Below are 23,553 nucleotides of genomic sequence, written 5' to 3'. Positions count from 1 at the left end.
ATATTATTAAGGAAGGGTTAAAATAAAAGAATGAAAATAATTAAAAACAGTGATAATGTAGTTAGATCTGGATGGAAAATAGCATCTCTCTATCTAATATATTTTATTTCAACAATCATAATATCAGGAATTTTTTGTTTGATATATTCTATACTATTATTTAGTAAAAATCCTCAAGCATATCTTGATGTTGGTTTAATAGATAAACAATTTTCTAGTATGAACTATTTTCCGGGCATATGTTTATATTTAATTCAGTGTATAACTTTAATTATTCTTGTAGTTCTATTTTGGAAGAAGGGTGACAATGGTAAACTTGAAGATATTGGGCTGACAAATTTAAGAAAGAGTTGGAAACAATTATGTTTTGGATTGCTCATAGGGGCTGTTTCGTTTACAATAGTTGCTTTAATATTGATTTTAAGTAAATCTGTGGTTCTTATAAATGGTTTTATTAATCCACATTTTTCAAAGTCTTTAATCATTCAATTAATAATTTTTATTTTTGTTGGAATAAATGAAGAGCTTTTCTGCAGAGGATATTGTATGACTGTATTAAAGCAAACTAAAATAACGTGGATTCCGATATTAGTATCTTCGGTAATTTTTTCATTAATGCATTCTATGAATAGTGGAATAAGTGTAGTAGCATATATTAATTTATTTTTGTTTGGAATTACAATGGGGTATATTTTTATGAAAACCAAAAGTATTTGGATATGCATAGGTTATCACATAACTTGGAATTACTTTCAAGGAGATGTCTTTGGATTTTTAGTAAGTGGAAATATTACTGATTCAATATATTCTGTAAAGACATTAGTACCTAGTATAATTAATGGTGGGAGTTTTGGACCAGAAGGTGGAATTATAGTTACACTTTTATTATTAATAACTATTTTCTTAATATATAAATTTCTACCTATAGATGCAAGATTTTAGTTGCTATCAGTACATTGTAAATATTATATTCTTGATGTATAATTTGAACTGAATGAATTAGTTCATAAGTGATTTAAAGGCTTCTAATTTGATTGGAAAATAGTTATTTAAGAATCGTAACATATTAAAAATTTGGATGAATATATTAAAAACTTAGTGAGTAGAGGTTGAGTGAAATGAACGGAGAATTAAAAAAGTACATTTATATTATAGGGACAGTCTTATTATTATTTTTTGTATTTAAAATATTTGTAAAAATTTTTCCATGGCTCTTATTAGCAGGTGGGATTATTTATATTATTACAAAAGTTGTTCGATTTATCAAAGGGAAAAATGAAGCGAGAAATTCAGACAAGATTAGCAATCCCCAAGATGAAAAATATGATTATGACATTCAAAGTGATGATTATACTAATGGTGAAGTTATCGATGTTGAATATGAAGATGTAGATAGTAAAAAATAATCAATTATAAAATTTTATTTGTAAAAATTAATTCAGTGTTGAATAATTGGTAAAAATATAGTATAATTAAGCAGTACCAAAGATAAGACTATGGCAGTTTTTATGGTATATAGTAGTAATAAAAAGTATATTATAATTTAATTATGATTTTAACAATGGAGTTAAAGAATATTATTTGTTTCTTTGATTCCATATTTTTTTATAAATACATTTTGTGGCAAATATGTATTTATAAGTAGGGATTTTACTATTATTTTATGTTTTTATTGTTGACAATTTAATATTTATATTCTAAAATTTTTATAAAATTATTAATTATTTCAAGTAGTTAATATCAATTCAAATAATGTTGTGTATCTGAAAGGAGATTTTATTAATGAACAAAATCAACGAAGTTTTCGCTTCAAATGTATTTAGTGATGCTGTAATGAAAGAACGTCTTCCAAAGGCTACTTATAAAGCTTTAAAAAAGACAATTGAAAAAGGAACTGCTCTTGAAGCAGATGTTGCTGATGTAGTTGCTTCAGCAATGAAAGATTGGGCTGTTGAAAAAGGTGCAACTCACTTTACTCACTGGTTCCAACCAATGACTGGAATTACTGCAGAAAAGCATGATTCTTTTATCAGTCCAACTTCAGATGGAAAAGTTATATTAGAATTTTCAGGTAAAGAATTAATTAAAGGTGAACCTGATGCATCTTCATTCCCTTCAGGAGGACTTAGAGCAACTTTTGAAGCTAGAGGATATACTGCATGGGATTGTACTTCGCCAGCATTTATTAAAGATGGTTCTTTATGCATACCAACAGCTTTCTGTTCTTATAATGGTGAAGCTTTAGATAAGAAAACTCCATTATTACGTTCAATGGAAGCTTTAAATACTCAAGCTTTACGTGTTTTAAGAGCGTTAGGTAATACAACTACTAAAAGAGTTATTACAACAGTAGGTCCTGAACAAGAATATTTCTTAATTGATAAGAAAATGTATGATACTCGTAAAGATCTTATCTTAACAGGAAGAACTTTATTTGGTGCAAAACCTTCAAAAGGTCAAGAACTTGAAGATCATTATTTCGGAACAATAAAGCAAAGAATTTCTGATTTCATGAAAGAGTTAGATGAAGAACTTTGGAAGCTTGGTATTTTAGCTAAAACTAAGCATAACGAAGTTGCCCCTGCTCAACATGAATTAGCTCCTATATTCAGTACAACAAATATATCTACAGATCACAATCAACTTACAATGGAATTAATGAAGAAAATTGCTGCAAAGCATGACTTGTATTGTTTACTTCATGAAAAACCATTCGCTGGCGTAAATGGATCTGGTAAGCACAATAACTGGTCAATGGGTACAGATGATGGAATGAACCTTCTTGAACCAGGTAAGAACCCACACGATAATCAACAATTCCTTTTATTCTTATGTGCTGTAATAAAAGCTGTTGATGAATATCCAGATTTATTAAGAGTATCGGCTGCTAATGCTGGAAATGATCATAGATTAGGTGCGAATGAAGCTCCTCCAGCTATAATATCAATATTCTTAGGAGATCAATTAGAAGACGTATTAGAACAAATTGAAAAGGGACCAGCTACAAGCTCTAAATCTGCAAGTGAATTAACAATTGGTGTTAATACTTTACCAGCGCTTCCAAAAGATGCAACTGATAGAAACAGAACATCTCCATTTGCATTCACTGGAAATAAATTTGAATTCAGAATGGTTCCATCATCAGCTTCAATTGCTGGATGTAACTTTGTATTAAATACAATCGTTGCTGAAACTTTATCTGAAATTGCAGAAAAATTAGAAAAAGCTACTAATTTAGATGCTGAAATTCAAGCAATCTTAACAGATATCGTTAAAAAACATAAGAGAATTATCTTTAATGGTAATGGATATTCTGATGAATGGGTTGTTGAAGCAGAAAAGAGAGGACTTCCAAACATTAAGTCTACTGTAGAAGCTGCTAAAGCTATGATTTCTGAAAAGAACCAAGCAGTTCTTGAGAAACATGGAGTATTAACAAAAGTTGAAGCAGAATCTCGTTATGAAATAACTCTAGAAAACTATAACAAGATTATAAATATAGAAGCTTTAACAACACTTGAAATGGCAAAACGTCAAATTATACCTGCAGTAATTCAATTTACTACAAGTCTTGCTGAATCAATAAATACTATTAAAGCTACTGGCGTAGGCGCTGATGTATCTGTTCAAACTGAATTATTAACTGAAGTTTCTAAGTTAACAGCTTCATTAAGTAAAAATGTAAAACTTCTTGAAGAATTAGTTGAAAAAGCAGATAACTTCAAAGGCGATATATTCGACTTAGGAATGATGTACAGATACGAAGTATTTGAACAAATGAATGTTTTAAGAGAAGATGCTGATAAGCTTGAAACTATAGTTGATGAAGATTTCTGGCCATTACCAACTTATAGTGATATGTTATTTAATGTTTAATATATAGTTTTAAAAAATGAAGTGCTTTAGAAATAAAGCGCTTCATTTTTTTTTTTTTTATAAAAAGTATTATTCACTTTATTGTTTTTTTAGAAGGTTAAAGTTAAGTGAAAGTTATGGAAAATACATGTTTTAAATATTTAAATTTTAGAAGTCGAAAGAAGATACAGTATATCTATTAAATAAAGATAGGGTAAGGAATAGATTAATCAAATAATAATAATTAGTAGAATAAATATCAAGGAAATTAATCAAATGTTTGGAGAAACAACATATGTAAAGAGATATATTATAGAAAGTAACATGATAGATAATTAATATGTTGTTTTAGCTTAATGAGAGTAAAAAAATATAACAACAAACAAAACAATTGTTATTTATTTTAACATTTGTTTGACAAAGTGAAAAAAAGATGATAACATGATATTACAAAATATATTAAAGGAGTAGTGATGAAATTATCGTTGATTTAATATAAATGATGTAAAGCTTTTATACACCTCATGTAAACATTAACACTATTGCTTAAATTTGGAATTATAAATATTTTCATAAATAGTAAATATGGTGCTTTAATATTTACAGCTTATAACAAATATAGGGAAAACGTTTAGATTAAATGATGATATTAAACATTGCGAAAAGAAGATAAAATTTAAAAATAACAAGGGGAGGATCCAAAATGGATATTTCAAACGTTGAAAAAAACACAAGTCAAACGTCTATGTTAAAAAAGGTATTAGGGTACAAAATTGCATTTATGCCTTTAGGAGTGTATGGAATTTTATTACTTATTGTTACAGGATTGCTTCAAAAACAAATATTTCCTAAGGATATGATTGGAGCAGCGGCTATCATGGTACTTTATGGTTATGGCTGTGCAGAAATAGGACAAAGAATACCTATTTTTAAGAATATTGGTGGTAAGGTTATCATGGCGACATTTTTGCCTTCATACTTGCTATATGCGCATCTTATACCAAAGCAAGCAAGTGATGCAGTTGTTACTTTTATGAAGAGCACTAATTTCTTATATGTTTTTATTGCATGTATAATAGTAGGAAGTATTTGCAGTATGAACAGACAGGTTCTTATTAAAGCTTTCTTTAAAATGTTTGTACCGCTTATTATAAGTGCGGTTGCAGCTTCTGTAGTGGGTGTTGGAGTAGGAATGTTACTTGGAATTGGAGCATATAAAACATATTTCTTTATTGTAGCACCAATTATGGCAGGTGGTGTTGGAGAAGGTGCACTTCCTTTATCAATGGGATATGCGGCTGTTTTGGGACAAGAGCAAGATGCTTTGTTTGCATCAGTTCTTCCATGTGTAATGTTAGGAAGCCTAACTGCTATAATTTATGCTGGTGTGTTAAAACGTATAGGTGAAAAATATCCTGAGTATTCAGGTAATGGAGCTTTATTGAAATCTGGAGATGATGATGTATTAGAAGCGGCGAAAGCAGGAAATAAAGCTAAAGAAGAAATAAAAATTGATATAGCTAAAATGGCAGCAACAGGTGTACTAGCTTTTGCGCTTTATTTACTGGGAGTATACGTAAATTCTCTAATTGGATTACCAGCACCTATAGTTATGTTATTATCAGTTGTAATAGCTAAAGCAGCAGGAGTTATTCCAAGCAATATAGAACAAGGTGGATATGCATTATTTAAATTTATAACAACAGCTGTTACAGTACCATTATTACTTGGAGTTGGTATTGCTAATACGCCATGGGAAAATCTTGTTGCGGTTATTACTAATCCAAAATATTTAATAGTAATTGTATGTACAGTTACAACAGTAGTAGTAACAGGATGGTTTGTTGGTAAAGCGATGAAAATGTATCCGGTTGAAGCTGCTATGGTAACATCTTGTAACAGTGGACAAGGTGGGACAGGAGATATAGCTATACTTACATCAGGAAATAGATTAGAACTTCTTCCGTTTGCTCAAGTTGCTACAAGACTTGGAGGAGCAGCTACAGTTACTTTAGCTATTTCGTTGTTGAGAATGTTAAACTAATAATGACCATCAGATACGATGATATATTAAACAATTGTTAAGCTAAAGTTATAACAAATTCTAAAAGTATTAAGCAAACTTTTAGGATTTGTTTTTCTGTGTGTATAATAATCGCAATGAAGAAGGACTTTCACAAAATACAATGAAATAGATTGTGTTCTTTTATGGAAAGCGAATTTTTATCAGCATATGTTAAAATAAAAGACAAATGTAATTAAAAACATGCTAGATGTAAATTTCTAATAATCTATAAGTCATAATTAAACTGATTTGTATATAAGGGAAGTGCTTTCTGCTTAAAAGAAAAACATCTCACACAAATGTTAAAAAAAACAACAAATGTTTGACAAATTAGACGCTATTTGATATTCTTATACTAACAATTGTATAAGTGCGATTAAAAATAAGAAATGTGACTGAGGAGGAAAAAATACGTTATGAATATAAGTTTAGATTACTTGAATATTAAGAAGCATAATGGATTATATAGAAATGCTGGAATACCTGAATTAGTGAAATTTGCTTTAGCTAGAGGAGAAGCTTCTCTTTCTGATAAGGGGGCTCTAGTGGTTAATACAGGGAAGTATACAGGAAGATCTCCTAAAGATAGATTTATTGTAAGAGATGAGACTACAGAAAATACAGTTAATTGGGGAGAAGTATGTCTTCCTATAGGAGAAGATGTATTTGGTAAACTTTATAATAAAGTTGTAAAATATATTGAAGAAAAAGAATTGTTTGTATTTGATGGTTATGTAGGAGCTATGGAAGAATATTCAATGCCTATACGAGTTGTGTGTGAATGTGCTTATCAAGCTATGTTTTCGACACAAATGTTTAGAAGACCTACTGAGGAACAACTTGCAAAACATATACCGGAATTTAATGTTATTTCTGCACCAGGTTTTAAAGCTGATGGCGTAGAGGATGGAGTGAATTCTGAAGCGTTTGTATTAATGAATTTTTCTAAGAAAATAATACTTATAGGTGGAACTGCATACTCGGGTGAAATTAAGAAGTCTATATTTTCGGTAATGAATTTCTTACTTCCGCAAAAAGGAGTATTACCAATGCATTGTTCAGCTAATATAGGTGATGATGGACAGACGGTTGTATTCTTTGGGTTGTCTGGAACGGGAAAAACAACTTTATCTACAGATCCTGAAAGAAAACTTATAGGTGATGATGAGCACGGTTGGTGTGATGATGGAGTGTTTAACTTTGAAGGTGGCTGTTATGCTAAGACTATAGGATTGGATAAAGAAAAAGAAAAAGAAATATATAATGCTATTAAATTTGGAGCTGTCCTTGAAAATGTTGTAGTGGATGAAAATGGTGTCCCAGATTACAAAGATGGAAGTCTGACTGAAAATACTAGAACTGCTTATCCTATAGAATTTATAGATAATATTAAAGTTAGTGGTACTGGAAATAACCCAAGTAAAATTATTTTCTTAACTGCAGATGCATTTGGAATAATGCCTCCTGTAAGTAAGTTGACTAAAGAAGCAGCAATGTATCACTTTATGTCTGGATATACAAGTAAAGTAGCTGGAACAGAAAGAGGAATAACAGAACCTATGACTACATTTTCAGCTTGCTTTGGAGAACCTTTCATGCTTTTGAATCCAGCAGTTTATGCTAAATTGTTAGGGGAAAAAATAGATAAACATGACACTGAAGTATACCTTGTAAATACAGGTTGGATAGGTGGAGTATATGGCATAGGAAAGAGAATTAACTTGTCATATACTAGAGCTATGGTTACAGGCATAATTTCTGGTGAACTTGGTAAAGTTGAATATTATGAGCATCCAGTATTCAATTTATTAATGCCAAAGCAGTGTCCTGGTGTTCCAAATGAAGTATTAAATCCTAGAGAATTATGGGAAGATAAAGATGCTTATGATAGAAAAGCATTTGAGTTGGCAGATAAATTTGAAGAAAACTTTAGCAAATTCAATAATGTGCCAGAAAATATCTTAGAAGCAGGATTGAATAAGATTCTAGTATAAACAAAGTAGCGGTTGTACTAGATTGGCAAGCTAAAAGAAGAATAGATATTATAAAAAATAGAGAAGATTTAATGAAGTTAGAAATAGGACTTTGTTAGATCTTCTTTTTGTACAAAAAGGCATTGTTTTTAGTAAATTGATGGTTTGAGGAAATCTACTATGTTGGAAAAAGGGGGACTGAGGAAGGTTGATAGAATTTTATTAATTGAAAGGTGAGTCTGAAAGGTATAACGCAGCTGCTTTGACTTGGAGTGAAGCAGCTGCAAAAAGATATTTGTGTGGAAACTTATTTAACTTCAATTTGAGCCAAGGAAAGTACTTTTAATGCTGTGTCATCATCTGTGATAAGTACATTTATGTACTTGCCTCTAAGTGCACCTAAAATAGCTTCAGCTTTAAATTTTCCTGCTGCAACACCTATTACATAATTTGCAGCATGAATTGCTTCTAAATCTATACCTACTATCTTTGAATTCACATCAATAACAGCCTCCTGACCGGAGTTGTCGTATAGACGTGCGAAGGCACAACCAACAGCTTTTGATGAAGCTAAATTGCTACTGTGCTGATTTGCTAGTACATATTTTGACCACAAAGTAGAAGCGAATACAGCATCTACAGTTCCTATTCCGGTTAGTATTATGTCTGCTTTGTTAGCAAAAAAAAGAGTATCATTAATAACAGGTTCCTGCAGTATTGCTTTTCTTGCATAATCATTATCTATATATAAAGGGGCATAAAGGTATTTATACTTGCCTCCATAAGAATTTGCAAATTTACGAATAAGTTCTGGAGCATCAATTAATGGGTCGTCTTTAGCTGCTGCACCCATAACCTGAACAACAGTTATAGGTAACTTTTTCTTGGGTTTTAGCCGTTTTACTACATTAGAAATTGTTTTTCCCCATAAAACTCCTACTATTGAGTTTTCAGTAATTATTGAATCTAGATATTCTGCTCCCAACTTGGCAAGAGAAGATAAAGTTTCTTCTAAAGGAAGGGACTTGTTGTCTAAGACAATAACGTGCTTTAGATTAAAGTTGCTTTTTAATAGATTCTCTAATTCGTTTACTCTAGTGTGTGGATTGTTTATAGTTATTTCAACTACATTTCTATCACGAGCTTCTTGCAAGAGTTTTGAAATCTTGAAACGTGAAGTTGAAAATTTATTTGCTATTTCTGACTGTGTCATGTTTAATTCGTAGTACAGATTGGAGAGTTGTGCTAGAAAGTTTAATTTTTCTGTCTCATTCATTTTTTCGTATTCGTACATAGTGTACCTCCAAATATTGTGTGAATAGTTCTTCAAATGTAAAATAATATTAATTATAGAGTAAAATTATTGTATTTTCAAGTTGTATTTCAATAAAATGATGATCAGAGATTGGCGTAAAATCTTTTTCTTATATATATGTATTTTTTTATGATGAAATAAAAAGGATTAAATTCGGGTAAGACTGCTTAAAGAGCAGGATTGTTTGCAATGTATAATAAAATGCATTACATTGCAATATTCTGAAAAATGAAAAAAATAATAAAGGTTTTTATGCAAAATTCAAAAAAATTAATAATATATAAAAAATAATTGATCAAAAGTAAAAAAATAAAGTCAATGATGAAGCTATAGAATTATAACAGTTATTGTTTATTTAGAGTAAGTAGAACCAGAGTTATCAACAAATGTTTAATATATATACATTTGTTAAGTGTTTGAAAAGACATTTGAATGAAGAAATTATGATTATTATGAAAAATAGCTGACATTTCCTTTGAAAAGGCTTTAAAGTGTAAATTGATTCTAGAAATGCCTTTAACATTTGTATTATAATTTAACAAATGTTTTGACTTATCTGAAAAAAATTGATATCATATATAATGGTATTGAAGATTTACAGTATGAAGGTATAAATAAATTTAATGTTAACATTGATTTTAAAACTAAATATTATAACTTATCAGTTAATTAATAATGAGTTTGGAGGCTTTGATATGGCTAGTTTTGTTAGTGAAGGAAATGTAGAAAAACATAGGATTTTTAAAAGAATCTTTAGTGTGAAAATTGGAGTTATGCCACTTGGAGTGTATTTGTCACTTTTGGTGGTTGTAATTGCGTTGCTGTCGAGGAATATATTACCCAATGATATGTTGGGGGCAGCATGTATTATGATATTGTATGGTTTCACTTGTGAAGAAATAGGCAAAAGAATACCTATAATCAAACATATTGGTGGTAAGGTTATTATGGCGACATTTTTGCCATCTTATATGGTGTATGCTAATCTTATACCTAAAATGGCTTCGGATTCAGTAACAACATTTATGAAACAGACTAATTTTTTATATGTTTTTATTGCATGTATAATAGTTGGAAGCATTCTTAGTATGAATAGAAAGGTTTTAATGAAGGCTTTTGTAAAAATATTCATACCTATGGTTTCGTCTTTAGTAATTGGATCTTTTGTTGGTATAGCTGTAGCTTTTGTGTGTGGGATTAGTCCTTATGAAGCGTACTTTTTCATAATTGCACCAGTTATGGCGGGTGGAGTAGGTGAAGGAGCATTGCCTTTATCTATGGGATATTCAGCAGTATTACAACAGAGCCAAGATGGTTTGTTTGCTCAGGTTCTTCCGTGTGTAATGTTGGGAAGCTTGGTGGCTATACTTCTTGCGGGTTTATTGAAGCGAATCGGAGAAAAATATCCTCAATATTCAGGTAATGGTACATTACTGAAAGTTGGAGGAGATGATGAAATACTAGAACTTGCACAACAAGGCGAAAAAGATAAAGCTAATACACATCATGATTTGGCACAACTAACAGTTGCTGGTATTTTATCTTTTGCCCTTTATATGGCTGGTGTATATGTGAATTCTTTAGTTGGATTGCCTGCACCAATTGTTATGCTTATTGCTGTTGTTATGGCTAAAGTAGTGGGAGTTATTCCAAGTAGTATTGAAAAAGGTGGATATTCACTTTTTAGGTTTATTGTAACAGGTGTAACAACACCTTTGTTGTTTGGAGTTGGTGTAGCTATGACGCCATGGAAAAACCTTGTAGTTGTTTTTACTAATCCTAGATATTTAATAGTGATAACATGTACAGTTATTACTATTGTTGTTGTTGGATGGTTTGTTGGTAAGTTAGTTGGAATGAATCCTGTTGAAGCAGCTATGGTTACAGCATGTAATAGTGGTCAAGGAGGAACAGGAGTTGTATCTATACTTACATCTGGTGACAGATTAGAACTTATGCCTTTTGGTCAACTTGCTACAAGAATTGGAGGAGCAGTAACTGTAACATTAGCTATAGCTTTACTTAAGATGATTAAGTAAGAACTTTATAAAATTTTTTGTTAATAAAGAATTTATAATAGTAGGATTTGTTGAAATACATAAATGAAAACAAAGCAGTCCATAAACATATGTAAAATTTAATAACATATGTTTATGGACTGCTTTTATATTAATGCGATAATTAATAGCTATATTGCGATGAATAAGTTAAAATCTAATGAGTGCTTTAAACATATGTTTAAAAATATAACAAATGTTTTGACAAAAAACAAAAAAACTGATAGTATATTATTATAATAAGGAAGGAAAGTGGAGGCAGAAAGCTATGAATGTAAGGGAAGAATCTTTAAGATTGCATAGAGAAAAAAGAGGTAAATTAGAAATTATAGGTACAATGCCAATAACGAATGGCGAAGATTTAGCACTAGCTTATACTCCAGGTGTAGCAGAACCTTGTTTAGAGATAGCTAAAAACAAAGATAATGCTTATCAGTACACAATTAAAGGAAAAACTGTGGCAGTAATAACAAATGGGACAGCGGTTCTTGGACTTGGAAACATTGGGCCAGAAGCAGGACTTCCTGTAGTAGAAGGTAAGGCACTGTTATTAAAGAGGTTTGGTAATGTTGATGCTATTCCGATAAGCTTAGATTCAATTGATCCTGACGATATAGTAAATACTATAAAAAACATTTCGCCTGGCTTTGGAGGAATTCATTTAGAAGATATAAAAGCACCAGAATGTTTTTATATTGAAGATAAATTAAAAGAGTTATTAGATATACCAGTCTATCATGATGATCAGCATGGAACTGCGATTGCAGTGTTAGCAGGTTTATATAATGCTTTAAAATTAGTTAAGAAGGATATAAAAGATATTAAAGTTGTCATAAATGGTGCTGGAGCATCTGGAATTGCTGTAGCGAAACTTTTAATGTCAGCTGGAGTTCAAAATATAGTTTTATGCGATTTAAATGGAGCAGTAGTTGAAGGTGATGACACTTTAAATGAAGCTCAAGCAAAAATAGCAAAAGTAACTAATAGAGGCTTTGAAAAAGGCTCTTTATCAGATGTTATAAAGGATAAAGACGTGTTTGTTGGAGTTTCAGATGGAAATGTATTAACAAAGGAAATGGTTGAAACAATGAATAAAGATAGCATTGTATTTGCATTAGCAAATCCTGTTCCAGAGATAATGCCAGCGGAGGCAAAGGCTGGAGGAGCTAAGGTTGTAGCTACAGGAAGATCAGATTTTCCAAATCAAATTAATAATGTACTAGTTTTTCCGGGAATATTTAATGGAGTTTTGAAGGTCAGAGCAAAAGAAATATGTGATGATATGAAAATTGCAGCAGCTAAAGGAATTGCTAATTTAGTATCAAAAGATGAATTAAAAGAAGATTATATAATACCTAGTGTTTTCAATAAAGAAGTTTGTGAAGCTGTTTCAAAGGCGGTTGTTGATATAGCTAACGAACAAGGATTTACTAGAGAATATTTAATGGTAAGATAGCGAAAAAGTTTTGTTATTATACCTAACATAAATTAGATAAGAGAAATTTATTATGTTACAAACAAGGAAGTGATATTTATGGAATGTCTTAACTTAGAAGAAATAATTATTGAAGATATGGGTTCTAAAGAAATAGATGAAGTTAAGGATTTCCTTGAGGATCAGGATTTAAAATTTGATGAGAGTATACAGTATACAGTTGCCTTATATGACGATGATAAAGTCATAGGCACTGGTTCTTTTGATGGAAAAATATTAAAGTGTATAGCTGTTGATAGTTGCTATAAAGGAATGGGAATTTCAAATAAAATAGTATCTACTTTAGTAAGTGAACAATATAGAAGAGGAAACATGCACTTATTTGTTTATACAAAGCCAAAGAATCAAGAGATATTTAAAAATTTAGGCTTTTATAAAATAGCAGAAGTGCCTAATAAAGTAGTTTTGCTTGAAAACAATCCTTTTGGTATAAGTGATTTTGTAGATGGGATAAAGTCTAAGAAAGTGGATGGAAATATAATATCTAGTGTGGTCATGAATTGTAATCCTTTTACCTTGGGGCATAAAGCATTAATAGAAAAAGCTTCAAGAGAAAGTGATGTGGTTCATGTGTTCGTAGTTTCTGAGGACAGATCTATTTTCCCAGCAGAAGTAAGATATAGATTAGTTCAGGAAGGAACAAGCCATTTAAACAATGTAGTATTACATAAATGTGGAGATTATATTATTTCAAATGCGACATTTCCATCATATTTTATAAAAAAGCCTGATGAAGTAGTAAAAAGTCATACATTATTAGATATTGAAATTTTCGCAAAATACATAGTGCCTGCATTGGGGATTAATAGAAGGTATGTAGGTGAGGAACCAACCTGTGAGGTAACCAGAACTTATAATGAGACTATGAAAGAAATGATGCCTTATTATAATGTAGAAGTTATTGAGGTTCCAAGGGTTGCTTATGGTGGATATATAACAAGTGCATCAAAAGTTAGGCAGCTTATTATGGAAGAAAAATTTTTAGGTGTTAAAAAAATGGTTCCAGAAACAACATATAAATTTTTGATGTCTGCAGAGGGCAAAGATATAATCAGCAAAATCTAAAATTAATATATAAATAATTAGAAATAAAACATAGGAGGTCAATTATGGAAATTAAAAAAGTGGCTATGGCTGGAACATTAGAATCTAGCGATATTGCAGTAGTAATAGAGCCAAATCAAGAAAAAAACATAATGATACAATTAAAGAGTTCTGTAGAAAAGCAATATGGTGACCAAATAAAGAAGGTCATTTCAGATACTTTGAAAGAGCTGAATGTTGAAAGTGCTACTGTTAAAGCAGATGACAAAGGTGCTTTAGATTGCGTTATAAAAGCAAGAGTACAAACAGCAGTTTTAAGAGCAGCAGAAGAAACTAACTTTAACTGGGGAGGAGAAAAATAATGTACAAGTTAAGAAGAACAATGATGTATATACCAGGAAATAACCCAGGAATGATAAAGGATGGACACATTTATGGAGCAGATTCAATAATGTTTGACTTAGAAGATTCTGTATCAATAAATGAAAAAGATGCTGCTAGATTTTTAGTATATAATGCATTAAAGACTATAGATTATGAAGGTGTTGAAACAGTAGTAAGAATAAATGGATTAGACACATGTGGAATGGAAGATTTAGAAGCTATAGTTAGAGCACAGCCAGATGTTATAAGACTTCCAAAGACAGAAAGTGCACAAGATATTATAGATGTAGAAAATGAAATAGCAAGAATAGAGAAAGAAGCTGGAATCCCAGTAGGAAAGACAAAGATGATGGCAGCAGTTGAAGGTGCATTAGGAGTAATGAATGCAAGAGAAATAGCAACAGCTAGCAAAAGACTTATGGGTATAGCAATTGGAGCAGAAGATTATGTAACTGATTTAAAGACAACACGTTCACCAGAAGGAATAGAATTATTATTTGGAAGAAGCCAAATAATACTTGCAGCAAGAGCGGCAGGAATATATGCTTTTGACACAGTTTACTCAGATGTAAACAATGAAGAAGGCTTCGAAAATGAAGTTAGATTAATTAAGCAATTAGGTTTTGATGGAAAATCAGTAATCAATCCAAGACAAATTGGACCAGTTCATGAAATATATACACCATCAGAAAAAGAAATAAATAAATCAATAAGAGTAATAAAAGCAGCTGAAGAAGCTAAGAAAAGAGGATCTGGGGTTGTGTCTCTAGACGGAAAAATGGTAGATAAGCCAATAATAGAAAGAGCTCAAAGAGCACTGATGTTAGCAGAAGCTGCAGGCGTATATGTAAATGAAGGAGGGGACGAAAATGCTTAAGAATAAAGCTTTAAGAGAAGTACCAGAAGTTGTAGAAGGAATTGGGGAGTTAAAACCTTATAATGGACCATTTAGCTATGAACCTGAAACTCGTAAATTTGGAAGACAAATAGCACAAACAAAACCAGGAGATAGTAAATTATTAGATAGTATTGAAAAGGCTGTAATTGCAACTGGACTTAAGGATGGCATGACAATATCATTCCATCACCACCTAAGAGAAGGGGACTATATTTTAAATATGGTACTAGATGTTATAGCTAAACTTGGAATCAAGAACTTAACATTAGCTCCGAGTTCTTTAAGTGGAGTACATGCACCAGTAGTAGAGCATATTAAAAACGGAGTAATAAGCAAAATTACAACTAGTGGTGTTAGAGGAGCTTTAGCAGAAGCTATATCAGGTGGGATTTTAGATACACCAATTATAATCCGTTCTCATGGTGGTAGAGCAAGAGCAATAGAATCAGGAGAATTAAAAATAGACGTAGCATTCTTAGGTGCACCTAGTACTGATGAATACGGAAATGCTAATGGATACAGCGGAAAATCTTTCTGTGGTTCTTTAGGATATGCTAAGCAAGATGCAGAATATGCAGATAAGGTAGTACTTATTACAGATAACTTAGTACCATATCCAAACGTACCTGCAAGTATTGAACAAACTAATGTAGATTATGTAGTAACAGTAGATGCAATTGGAGATCCAAATGGAATAGTATCTGGAGCAACAAGATATACAAAGAATCCAAGAGAACTTTTGATTGCTAAAAACGCAGCATCAGCTATTGAAGCTTCGGGATATTTCAAACCAGGATTTTCTATTCAAAGTGGTACTGGTGGAGCATCACTTGCAGTAGCAAGATTCTTAAAGAAGACAATGATTGAAAAAGATATTAAGGCTAGCTTTGCACTAGGTGGAATAACAGGACAATTCGTAGAAATGCAGCAAGAAGGATTGATTTCTAAGATTTGTGATGTTCAAGGTTTTGATTTAACAGCGGCAAAATCAATTGGGGAAAATCCAGATCACTATGAAATCAGTGCATCTTTATATGCTAATCCACATAATAGAGGATGTGTTGTTAATAAATTAGACATAGTTATCTTAAGTGCCTTAGAAGTAGATACAGATTTCAATGTTAATGTAATTACTGGTTCTGATGGAGTGATTAGAGGTGCTTCAGGTGGACACTGTGATACTGCAGCAGGAGCAAAACTTGCAATGATAGTTTGCCCATTAATCAGAGGAAGAATACCTACTATTGTTGAAAAGGTAACTACTGTAATAACTCCAGGAGAAACTATTGATGTAGTAGTAACTGACAGAGGAATAGCAGTAAATCCATTAAGAACAGATTTAATAGAAAAATTCACAAAAGCTAAATTACCTTTATGCACTATAGAAGAATTAAAAGAAAAGGCAGAAAGTGTTGTTGGAAAGCCTAAGGCTATTGAATTTGCTGATAAGATAGTTGGTTTAGTAGAATACAGAGATGGAACAATCATCGACGTTATAAAGCAAGTAAAATAAATTAAAATGAGGAATTAATATGAAAGAAGAAAACCAAGTACTTATAGAAATACTTAACGCAAGAGAAAAACGAGCAGAAATGCAGCGGAATTTAATTGAAACTTATAAAAATACTTTGATTTCTTTTACATTAAATATTCCAGGAACAGAAAAGTGTAATTCGACTTTTACTAAAGTTCATGAAAAGGGCATTAAATTATTAGAAGAAGAATTAGAAAAGAAAAACATAAAGGTGCTTCATAAAACAGTTAGAGTTGCCGCAGGTGGTGATGAAGCATTCCTAGTTGTTGATGCAGGTTCATGGTGCACAAAAAGGATAACTACATCTATTGAAGAAAATCATAGATTGGGAAGATTATTTGATATTGATGTATTTAATGAAAATGGAGAACTGACTAGTAGAGCTGGGATTGGACTGCATGCCAGAAGATGCTTACTTTGCAGTAATAGCGCGAAAGCATGTGCAAGAAGCAGAGGACATTCAATGGAGGAGTTAATAAGTGAAGTTAATCATATAATTAATGATTCTATTAATTAATGAAGGGTTTTACTAATTAATATATGACTTGTTTAAAAGAAGGTACATTAAGTTGTGCCCTCTTTTTAAATATTAGGGATAATTTTACTAAGGAAATTGCATAGCAGTTTTAATCTAAGTCATTAATCATTAGCCATTCGCTAATTTTTGCTCATTTATTTATGAATTTTAAAAGTAATGGAAGGAGTAACAGATGATTAAGAAGTTAAGATTAGGTACTAAAATAATTTCTTTGATTATCGCATTGATTACAATATCGGTGCTAGTAATAGGAGTAATATCCACAGATTCTCAAGTTACGACTATTAATGATAATCTAACATATACTACAAAAGAATTAGCTGAAAGTTTGAGTCTAAAAATTCATGCATATTTATATCAAAACGTTTCAATATTAGAAAGTATAGCATCTACTAATGATATAAAATTATATAATATTCAAAATCAAAAGACTCTTTTACAAGAAATTAATAAGAAGTATCCAGATTTTGAAGCTATTTTTATAACAGATGCTACAGGCCAGCAGGTATCAAAATCTGATGATGCAGAACTAGTTAGTAATTCAGATCGTGATTATTTTAAGGATGCAGCTTCTAAGAAAAAGACAGTGATTAGTGACGTAGTAATTTCAAAAACTAACGGGAAGCCTAGCGTGATTATAGCTGTTCCTATTTTTAACTTAAATCATGAATTCCAAGGGATTTTAGGTGGGAAAGTGAGTTTGAATGGACTGGAGGAAATGAGAAAACAAATTGCTATTGGAGAGACTGGGTATGCATTTGTAACGGATATTCAAGGACAAGTTTTGGCTCATCCGGATAAAAGTATGGTTGAAGAAAGAAGAAATATATCAGATATAGCACCTGTGAAAAAAGCATTATCAGGAGATGTGGGGACTACAGAATATGATTATAATGGTGACAGAGCAATTAGTAGTTATACAAGTGTTCCTGATGTAGGTTGGGCGATTGTAGTTAGGCAGACTTATACTGAAGCGTTTGCTTCAGTTAGTAAAACTATAATAGAAATGGTGACAATAGCTGTATGTATCTTATTTGTTGCGGCTTTAATAGGAATTATTCTAGCTAAAAGCATGGTGAAACCACTAATGATCTTAAGAGAGGCAGCAAAGCAATTAGCTCAAGGCAATTTGAATTATGATTTTAAAATTGATGCGGGCGGAGAAATAGGAGAAGTATTAGAATCATTTAGTGAGATGAGAGATAATTTCAGGAATTTGGTTAAACAAATTTCTGTGGCAGCAGACGATGTGACGGTATCCTCAAAGGAAGTATTAAACTCATCTGAGCAGGCTAAAATTGTAGCGGGGCAAATTGCTGAAGCAACCAATCAATTAGCTTTGGGAAGTGATGAACAAACTAAAAGTGTTGAAAGAACATTTGAATCGGTTAATAAAATTGTTAAGTCCATCTCTGAAATTGCAGACCGCAGTAATCATTCCTATGAATCTTCCTCAAAGGCTGGAAAGTTAGTTAAAAGTGGAGTGGAAATTGTAAATACTCAAAATATGAAAATGGAAGAAAGCACTAATGCAGTTGAACATGTATCTGAAGTTATTTTTGAACTAAATGATAAAACAATCCAAATTGGACAAATTATAAATGTAATTGGAGAAATAGCAGAACAGACTAATTTATTAGCACTGAATGCAGCTATTGAGGCAGCGAGGGCTGGAGAACAAGGCCGAGGCTTTGCTATTGTTGCTGATGAAGTTAGAAAGCTTGCTGAAGAATCTCAAAGTTCAACTGAAAAAATTCATACGATTATAAAAGATATTAAAGATACTACAAACTTAGCTGTAGAAAGTGCAAAACATGCAACAAGTGCTATAAGTGAAAACAATGAATCTGTAAAGGATACCTCTAAAATATTTAATGATATTTTGGAAATTGTAAACCTAATTAATGGTGAAGTTAAAGATATTTCAAAATTTTCAGAAGAAGTAGAAGGTGCAGGAGAAAGTATACAACAAGATATGGAAAAAATTTTGGCTGTATCTGAAGAAACTGCTGCAAGTACAGAGGAAGTAACTGCTTCTACAGAGGAGCAATCAAGTTATAGTGAGAATACTGCAAATGAAATTCAAAAATTAAGTTTAATGGCAGATGAATTAAGGAAATATACTAGAAATTTCAAACTATAATTCACGCTCAACACCAAAATGTGTTCTTGACAGCTTAAGCTGTCAAGAAATGGTTATTGCAGTCTAATAAAATTCTTCATTTGTAGTAGTATTTATTTCGTGCAAAATAGTGTCTGCGTTGAATCGCTTTAAGTTTACCGTTTCTACCTTCCACGGCTGCATTTGTATATCTGCAATTGTAATTGCATTCAAACTCCTTAAATTCTTTTAGTTTAGTAACTTATAGAATACAGGAATTTGAATGCATTTTTTATTAAATTTTAAAATTATTTTCTGTCAAGCATAGTTTTTAGTTTTGAGCCAAAAAATAAATCTCAAATTTTATGAATTTGAGATTTATGATAAAATATTTCTATGTTAAAGTAAAAGTCTGCTAGTTTCATTTACTTAAAATAAAGGAGTTTAAGTTGATTTTATTTGTGAGAATCAAGCTATTTATTAAAAGTTGTGTTAGATTTTATATTGTAATACTTTAATTTTTTCCATAAAGTAGATCGGCTTATGCCAAGAATTGAAGCTGCTTTAGTTTTGTTTGAATTACATTCCTCAAGAGTTTTTATAATCAGATCTTTTTCAAAATTTTTTCTATTAGCCGAAAGATCATCTGATATAGGTGTTTTAAATATGAGTGGTTCTTCAATATCTTTACTTGTATCAATTGGAAGTATAGCTGATACTTCTTTATCAGATATTATTCCTGTTTCATTTAAAACTACTAATTGTTCGCAAATATTGCGAAGTTCTCTAATGTTACCATCCCAAGAGTATTTTAAAAATAGCTTGCCAGCTTCTGAAGATAAAAGAGGAGGTTTTTGTGCAATTGTATAAGCATATTGGTATATATAATGATTAGCAATTTTTAAAATATCTTCTCCACGTTCACGAAGAGGAGGGAGGCGTAATTGTAAGACACATAGTCTGTAATATAAATCTTCTCTGAATTTTCCTTGATTTACAAGCACTTTCAAATCTTTATTTGTTGCACAAATAATTCTGATATTTATAGGAACTACTTTGTCATCGCCAATACGCATAATTTCATTTTCTTGAATTACTCTAAGTAATTTACCTTGTAAGTTTAATGGAATTTCAGAAATTTCATCTAAAAAAATAGTTCCCTCTTGAGCAAGTTCAAAGTATCCCATTTTTCCGTCTTTAGAAGCGCCAGTAAATGCACCTCCTGAATAACCAAAAAATTCGCTTTCCATAAGATTCTCTGGAATTGCAGCACAGTTTACTGCTACAAATGATCCGCTTTTTCTTGTACTATAATTGTGTATACTTTGTGAAAAAAGTTCTTTACCAGTTCCAGAGCTTCCTGTGATTAATATATTTGAAGGTGTTTTTGCAAATACTTTAGCTTTTTTTATTGCTTCTTGTAATGAGGCACTGTCACCAATGATATTGTCAAAATTGTATTTAGCTACAAGACCTTTGTTATAGAGTTTTTTTCGTATTTTTAATTCTGTATTATATATATTGTTAATATTTTGAAAGGTTATAACATTACCAAGCATTTCATTTCCTAGGGAAGTGTTTACTTTGTTTAATATAATATTAATATTTCTTGTTTTTATTAACTCATCTGAGTAATCTTCATTATTATTAAGTATTGATTTGAGTTTAGAATCTGGAATAATAGCCTCCAAATTTTCGCCAGTACATGAAGGCGGATTAATATCTAAGATTTTCCCGGCAGATGAATTTATATGTATAATTTTATTGCTTGCATCTGTTGAAATTATGCCCTCGTGAGAATGATTTAGAATATTTTCGAAATACACAGCACGTTTACGTTCCTGGTGACGTATACCCGCTGTATGCTGTGCTTCTCTTATTGCAATCCAAATGGCTTCTCTTTCCCAGTGCAGACAAGTTGAAATTATATTTTTTTGTTGAGCTATATTTATTATTCTTATGCCGCCTATAATATATCTAAATCCATCAGAATCTATTTTGTCTAATAATTTTGAAATATTGTTAGTGCTAATGTCATGGTATGGAAAATGAAAAGGAACTACAGGTGTATTGCAAAGTTGACTTGCAAAATGTGATTGATATGAAATATTACCAAAGCCTACCAATGCAATTGGGGAATTGTTAGTGTTTTCTTTTTGTAGCGATATAACAGATGATACAACATCCATAGTTGTAACAGGTATTTCTACAACAGGAGTATTAGGATAAAGCTTTTTTATTTGTATAGCTGTAGCTCCACGAGCAACAAAAATGTCAGCATTATAAATAAGAAGATCGATTTTTTCTAAAGATGGGGATACAATTATTTCTATTTCTGAAAGTTGTTTCTCATTAAACATTGAAGTATAGTAATTTGAATATTCTTCTATGTAATTATAAATAATAGCTTTGATTTTTTGTGTTGGAACAATGAATAATATTTTTGCCATGAATATACCACTCCGATTTCTATAGATATATATGTATTTTAAAACATTTATTTCGAAAAATCAAACATTGTTTATAAAAGGAAACATAATGAACACGAAATAATAAAATATTGAACTGAAAAAGCTTTGATTTATCTATGTGAAAGTTTATTTATATAGAGACCAGAAAGTTGGCATTAATCTTGCTATATAAATTTTAGTATAGTAAAAAATGAATGGGCGTTAGAGGAAAACGTTTATTATTTTGAAGTTAATTACTAATGTTAGAAAAGTGGGTGGGATTATATAGGAGTAAAAATAATAGTAAATAAATCTACTAAAATTAAACTTTCGATAAAGTATCGAAAGTTGGTGTACAACTTGTTATATTAATAATATTGTTATGCATATACGAAGTTAGTAGATAGAACCGAAGGCAAATAGTCGAATTACTTAAAAAAGGGGGAATTACCAATGACAACAACAATTATGGCAATTGTTATGTTATGTATTATTATTGTATGTATATTTTTGAAAAAAATTCCGATTCAGTTTGTATTAGCAGTTGTTCCAATGATTTGCGCTTTGCTTTTAGGAGTTAAATTAACTGACTTAAGCAATGCTATGATAGAACAAACTAATAATACTATGAAGTCTGTAGGATATATGCTGTTATTTGGTTTGATGTATTTTACTTTATTATCAGAAACAGGTATGTTTAATGTTATTGTTCAGGGAATAATGAAATTAACAAGAGGCAAATTTAATGTTTATACTCTTATGATTATGACAACAATTGTAGCTGCGATAGGAATGGCAACAGCAACACCAGTTTCATGTTATTTAATTGTATTCCCAGTTATGGTATCGTTATATAAAAGATTCAACTTTGATAGAAAAGCTGCTATGATTATTGTCCAAACTACAGTGGCTGCTATGAGTTTTTTGCCATGGGGAATTGGAATAGCAAATTCGTCTGTTTTTGCAAAGGTAGATCCGTTACAATTATCACAACGAGTTCTTCCTATTTCTTTATGTTTTATTCCAGTAATTATATTGCAATGGATATATTTTGGAAGGCGTCATAAGAAATTAGTAGGGGCGTTTGTGGAAGTAGAAGATGATACAGAGAATACTATAGAATCTGATAAAAATAATGTGAAATCAAATGAAAGACCACAATTTTTTTGGATTAATTTGATTGTATTTATTGGATCTGTAGTCGCACTATCATATTTCTTGATTCCTTCATATATAGTGTTTATTTTTGCGACACTTATTACTACTTTGATTAATTATCCAAAACCAAAGGATTATAAAGCTATATGGGAAAAATCTGGACATACTTTTTATAATACATTACTTATGTTAATAGGTATTTCAATTTTTGTTGGTATCTTTAATTCAACAGGAATGGTGAAAGGTATTTCTCAATTCATAGTATGGATTTTTCCGGGATTTTTAGCGAGATATATGCATTTGATTTTATTAGCGCTATGTGTTATTGTCATTAGATTTGTGCCATATCAACTTTACAATTCGCTATACCCACTTTTAATTTCTATTGGTGCGTCTTTTGGATTAGATGGCATAATAATTATTGCGCCTTTTGTAACTAATTTAGCTTTTGCAACAGGGTCTTCAACATTAACTCCAACTACTCATGTAGGAGCAAGTTTATTAGAAATGGATGTTGAAGAATATTGTAAGTTAGCGGTTCCGGTACAAACAATATCAAATATTTTGGTTATTCTTATTGGATTTGTATTTGGAGTTATTAGATAGTAGAAAATTGATTAAGATATGCTTTTCTGATAAATAAAAAATCAGAATATTTTATATGAATTAGTTTAAAACAAGTTTTG

Annotated in this window: 16 protein-coding genes; 14 read left to right on the top strand and 2 right to left on the bottom strand. The window is 30.9% G+C overall.

Annotated elements, in window-relative coordinates; genetic code table 11:
- The first annotated feature begins 30 nt into the window (after window positions 1-30).
- From L3B98_RS09830 to pckA, 5 genes are all read left to right on the top strand, one after another.
- Window positions 31-942 (top strand): type II CAAX endopeptidase family protein, encoded by a 912-nt coding sequence (locus L3B98_RS09830; protein ID WP_238916479.1) that lies wholly within the window; start codon window positions 31-33, stop codon window positions 940-942.
- Window positions 943-1,118: 176 nt separating this feature from the next.
- Window positions 1,119-1,406, top strand: a complete 288-nt coding sequence (locus L3B98_RS09825) for a hypothetical protein (protein WP_077365427.1) — start codon at window positions 1,119-1,121, stop codon at window positions 1,404-1,406.
- Window positions 1,407-1,782: 376 nt separating this feature from the next.
- Window positions 1,783-3,876, top strand: coding sequence for a glutamine synthetase III (locus L3B98_RS09820; RefSeq protein WP_238916478.1), 2,094 nt, complete (start codon window positions 1,783-1,785; stop codon window positions 3,874-3,876).
- A gap of 682 nt (window positions 3,877-4,558) precedes the next feature.
- Entirely contained in the window at window positions 4,559-5,899 is a 1,341-nt protein-coding gene (locus L3B98_RS09815; RefSeq protein ID WP_077365423.1) for a 2-hydroxycarboxylate transporter family protein, read from the top strand.
- 437 nt (window positions 5,900-6,336) lie between these two features.
- Window positions 6,337-7,914, top strand: a complete 1,578-nt coding sequence (pckA, locus tag L3B98_RS09810) for a phosphoenolpyruvate carboxykinase (ATP) (protein WP_238916477.1) — start codon at window positions 6,337-6,339, stop codon at window positions 7,912-7,914.
- Window positions 7,915-8,200: 286 nt separating this feature from the next.
- Here pckA and L3B98_RS09805 read toward each other — a convergent pair whose 3' ends face one another.
- Entirely contained in the window at window positions 8,201-9,106 is a 906-nt protein-coding gene (locus L3B98_RS09805; protein WP_238916476.1) for a sugar-binding domain-containing protein, read from the bottom strand.
- 797 nt (window positions 9,107-9,903) lie between these two features.
- Here L3B98_RS09805 and L3B98_RS09800 point away from each other — a divergent pair.
- The 8 genes from L3B98_RS09800 to L3B98_RS09765 all read left to right on the top strand — a co-directional run bounded on the left by L3B98_RS09800 (window position 9,904) and on the right by L3B98_RS09765 (window position 19,301).
- On the top strand, window positions 9,904-11,247 hold the full coding sequence (locus L3B98_RS09800; RefSeq protein ID WP_015394487.1) for a 2-hydroxycarboxylate transporter family protein: 1,344 nt from the start codon (window positions 9,904-9,906) through the stop codon (window positions 11,245-11,247).
- Between the two features lie 286 nt (window positions 11,248-11,533).
- Window positions 11,534-12,721: a malic enzyme-like NAD(P)-binding protein gene (locus L3B98_RS09795; RefSeq protein WP_015394486.1), complete on the top strand. Its 1,188-nt coding sequence runs from the start codon at window positions 11,534-11,536 to the stop codon at window positions 12,719-12,721.
- Between the two features lie 78 nt (window positions 12,722-12,799).
- On the top strand, window positions 12,800-13,825 hold the full coding sequence (gene citC / locus L3B98_RS09790) for a [citrate (pro-3S)-lyase] ligase (protein WP_077365415.1): 1,026 nt from the start codon (window positions 12,800-12,802) through the stop codon (window positions 13,823-13,825).
- A gap of 44 nt (window positions 13,826-13,869) precedes the next feature.
- Window positions 13,870-14,166 (top strand): citrate lyase acyl carrier protein, encoded by a 297-nt coding sequence (gene citD / locus L3B98_RS09785; RefSeq protein WP_015394484.1) that lies wholly within the window; start codon window positions 13,870-13,872, stop codon window positions 14,164-14,166.
- Entirely contained in the window at window positions 14,166-15,065 is a 900-nt protein-coding gene (gene citE / locus L3B98_RS09780) for a citrate (pro-3S)-lyase subunit beta (protein ID WP_015394483.1), read from the top strand. The genes citD and citE overlap by 1 nt, the downstream gene beginning before the upstream one ends.
- The gene (gene citF, locus L3B98_RS09775) at window positions 15,058-16,599 is read left to right on the top strand and encodes a citrate lyase subunit alpha (RefSeq protein WP_238916475.1); all 1,542 of its coding nucleotides are present in this window, start codon (window positions 15,058-15,060) and stop codon (window positions 16,597-16,599) included. The genes citE and citF overlap by 8 nt, the downstream gene beginning before the upstream one ends.
- A gap of 19 nt (window positions 16,600-16,618) precedes the next feature.
- Window positions 16,619-17,137: a citrate lyase holo-[acyl-carrier protein] synthase gene (gene citX, locus L3B98_RS09770; RefSeq protein ID WP_238916474.1), complete on the top strand. Its 519-nt coding sequence runs from the start codon at window positions 16,619-16,621 to the stop codon at window positions 17,135-17,137.
- A gap of 193 nt (window positions 17,138-17,330) precedes the next feature.
- Window positions 17,331-19,301, top strand: a complete 1,971-nt coding sequence (locus L3B98_RS09765; protein ID WP_238916473.1) for a methyl-accepting chemotaxis protein — start codon at window positions 17,331-17,333, stop codon at window positions 19,299-19,301.
- 431 nt (window positions 19,302-19,732) lie between these two features.
- Here L3B98_RS09765 and L3B98_RS09760 read toward each other — a convergent pair whose 3' ends face one another.
- On the bottom strand, window positions 19,733-21,709 hold the full coding sequence (locus L3B98_RS09760) for a sigma 54-interacting transcriptional regulator (protein WP_238916472.1): 1,977 nt from the start codon (window positions 21,707-21,709) through the stop codon (window positions 19,733-19,735).
- Window positions 21,710-22,162: 453 nt separating this feature from the next.
- On the opposite strand from L3B98_RS09760, the gene L3B98_RS09755 reads away from it, so the two are divergent.
- Window positions 22,163-23,473, top strand: a complete 1,311-nt coding sequence (locus tag L3B98_RS09755; protein ID WP_238916471.1) for an SLC13 family permease — start codon at window positions 22,163-22,165, stop codon at window positions 23,471-23,473.
- Window positions 23,474-23,553: the final 80 nt, after the last annotated feature.

The sequence above is a fragment of the Clostridium sp. YIM B02555 genome (genome assembly GCF_022320955.1).
In the GTDB taxonomy this organism is placed as follows: Bacteria; Bacillota; Clostridia; order Clostridiales; family Clostridiaceae; genus Clostridium; species Clostridium saccharoperbutylacetonicum.
Note: the sequence above shows the minus strand (reverse complement) of the source record. Positions and strands in the feature narration are given on the sequence as shown.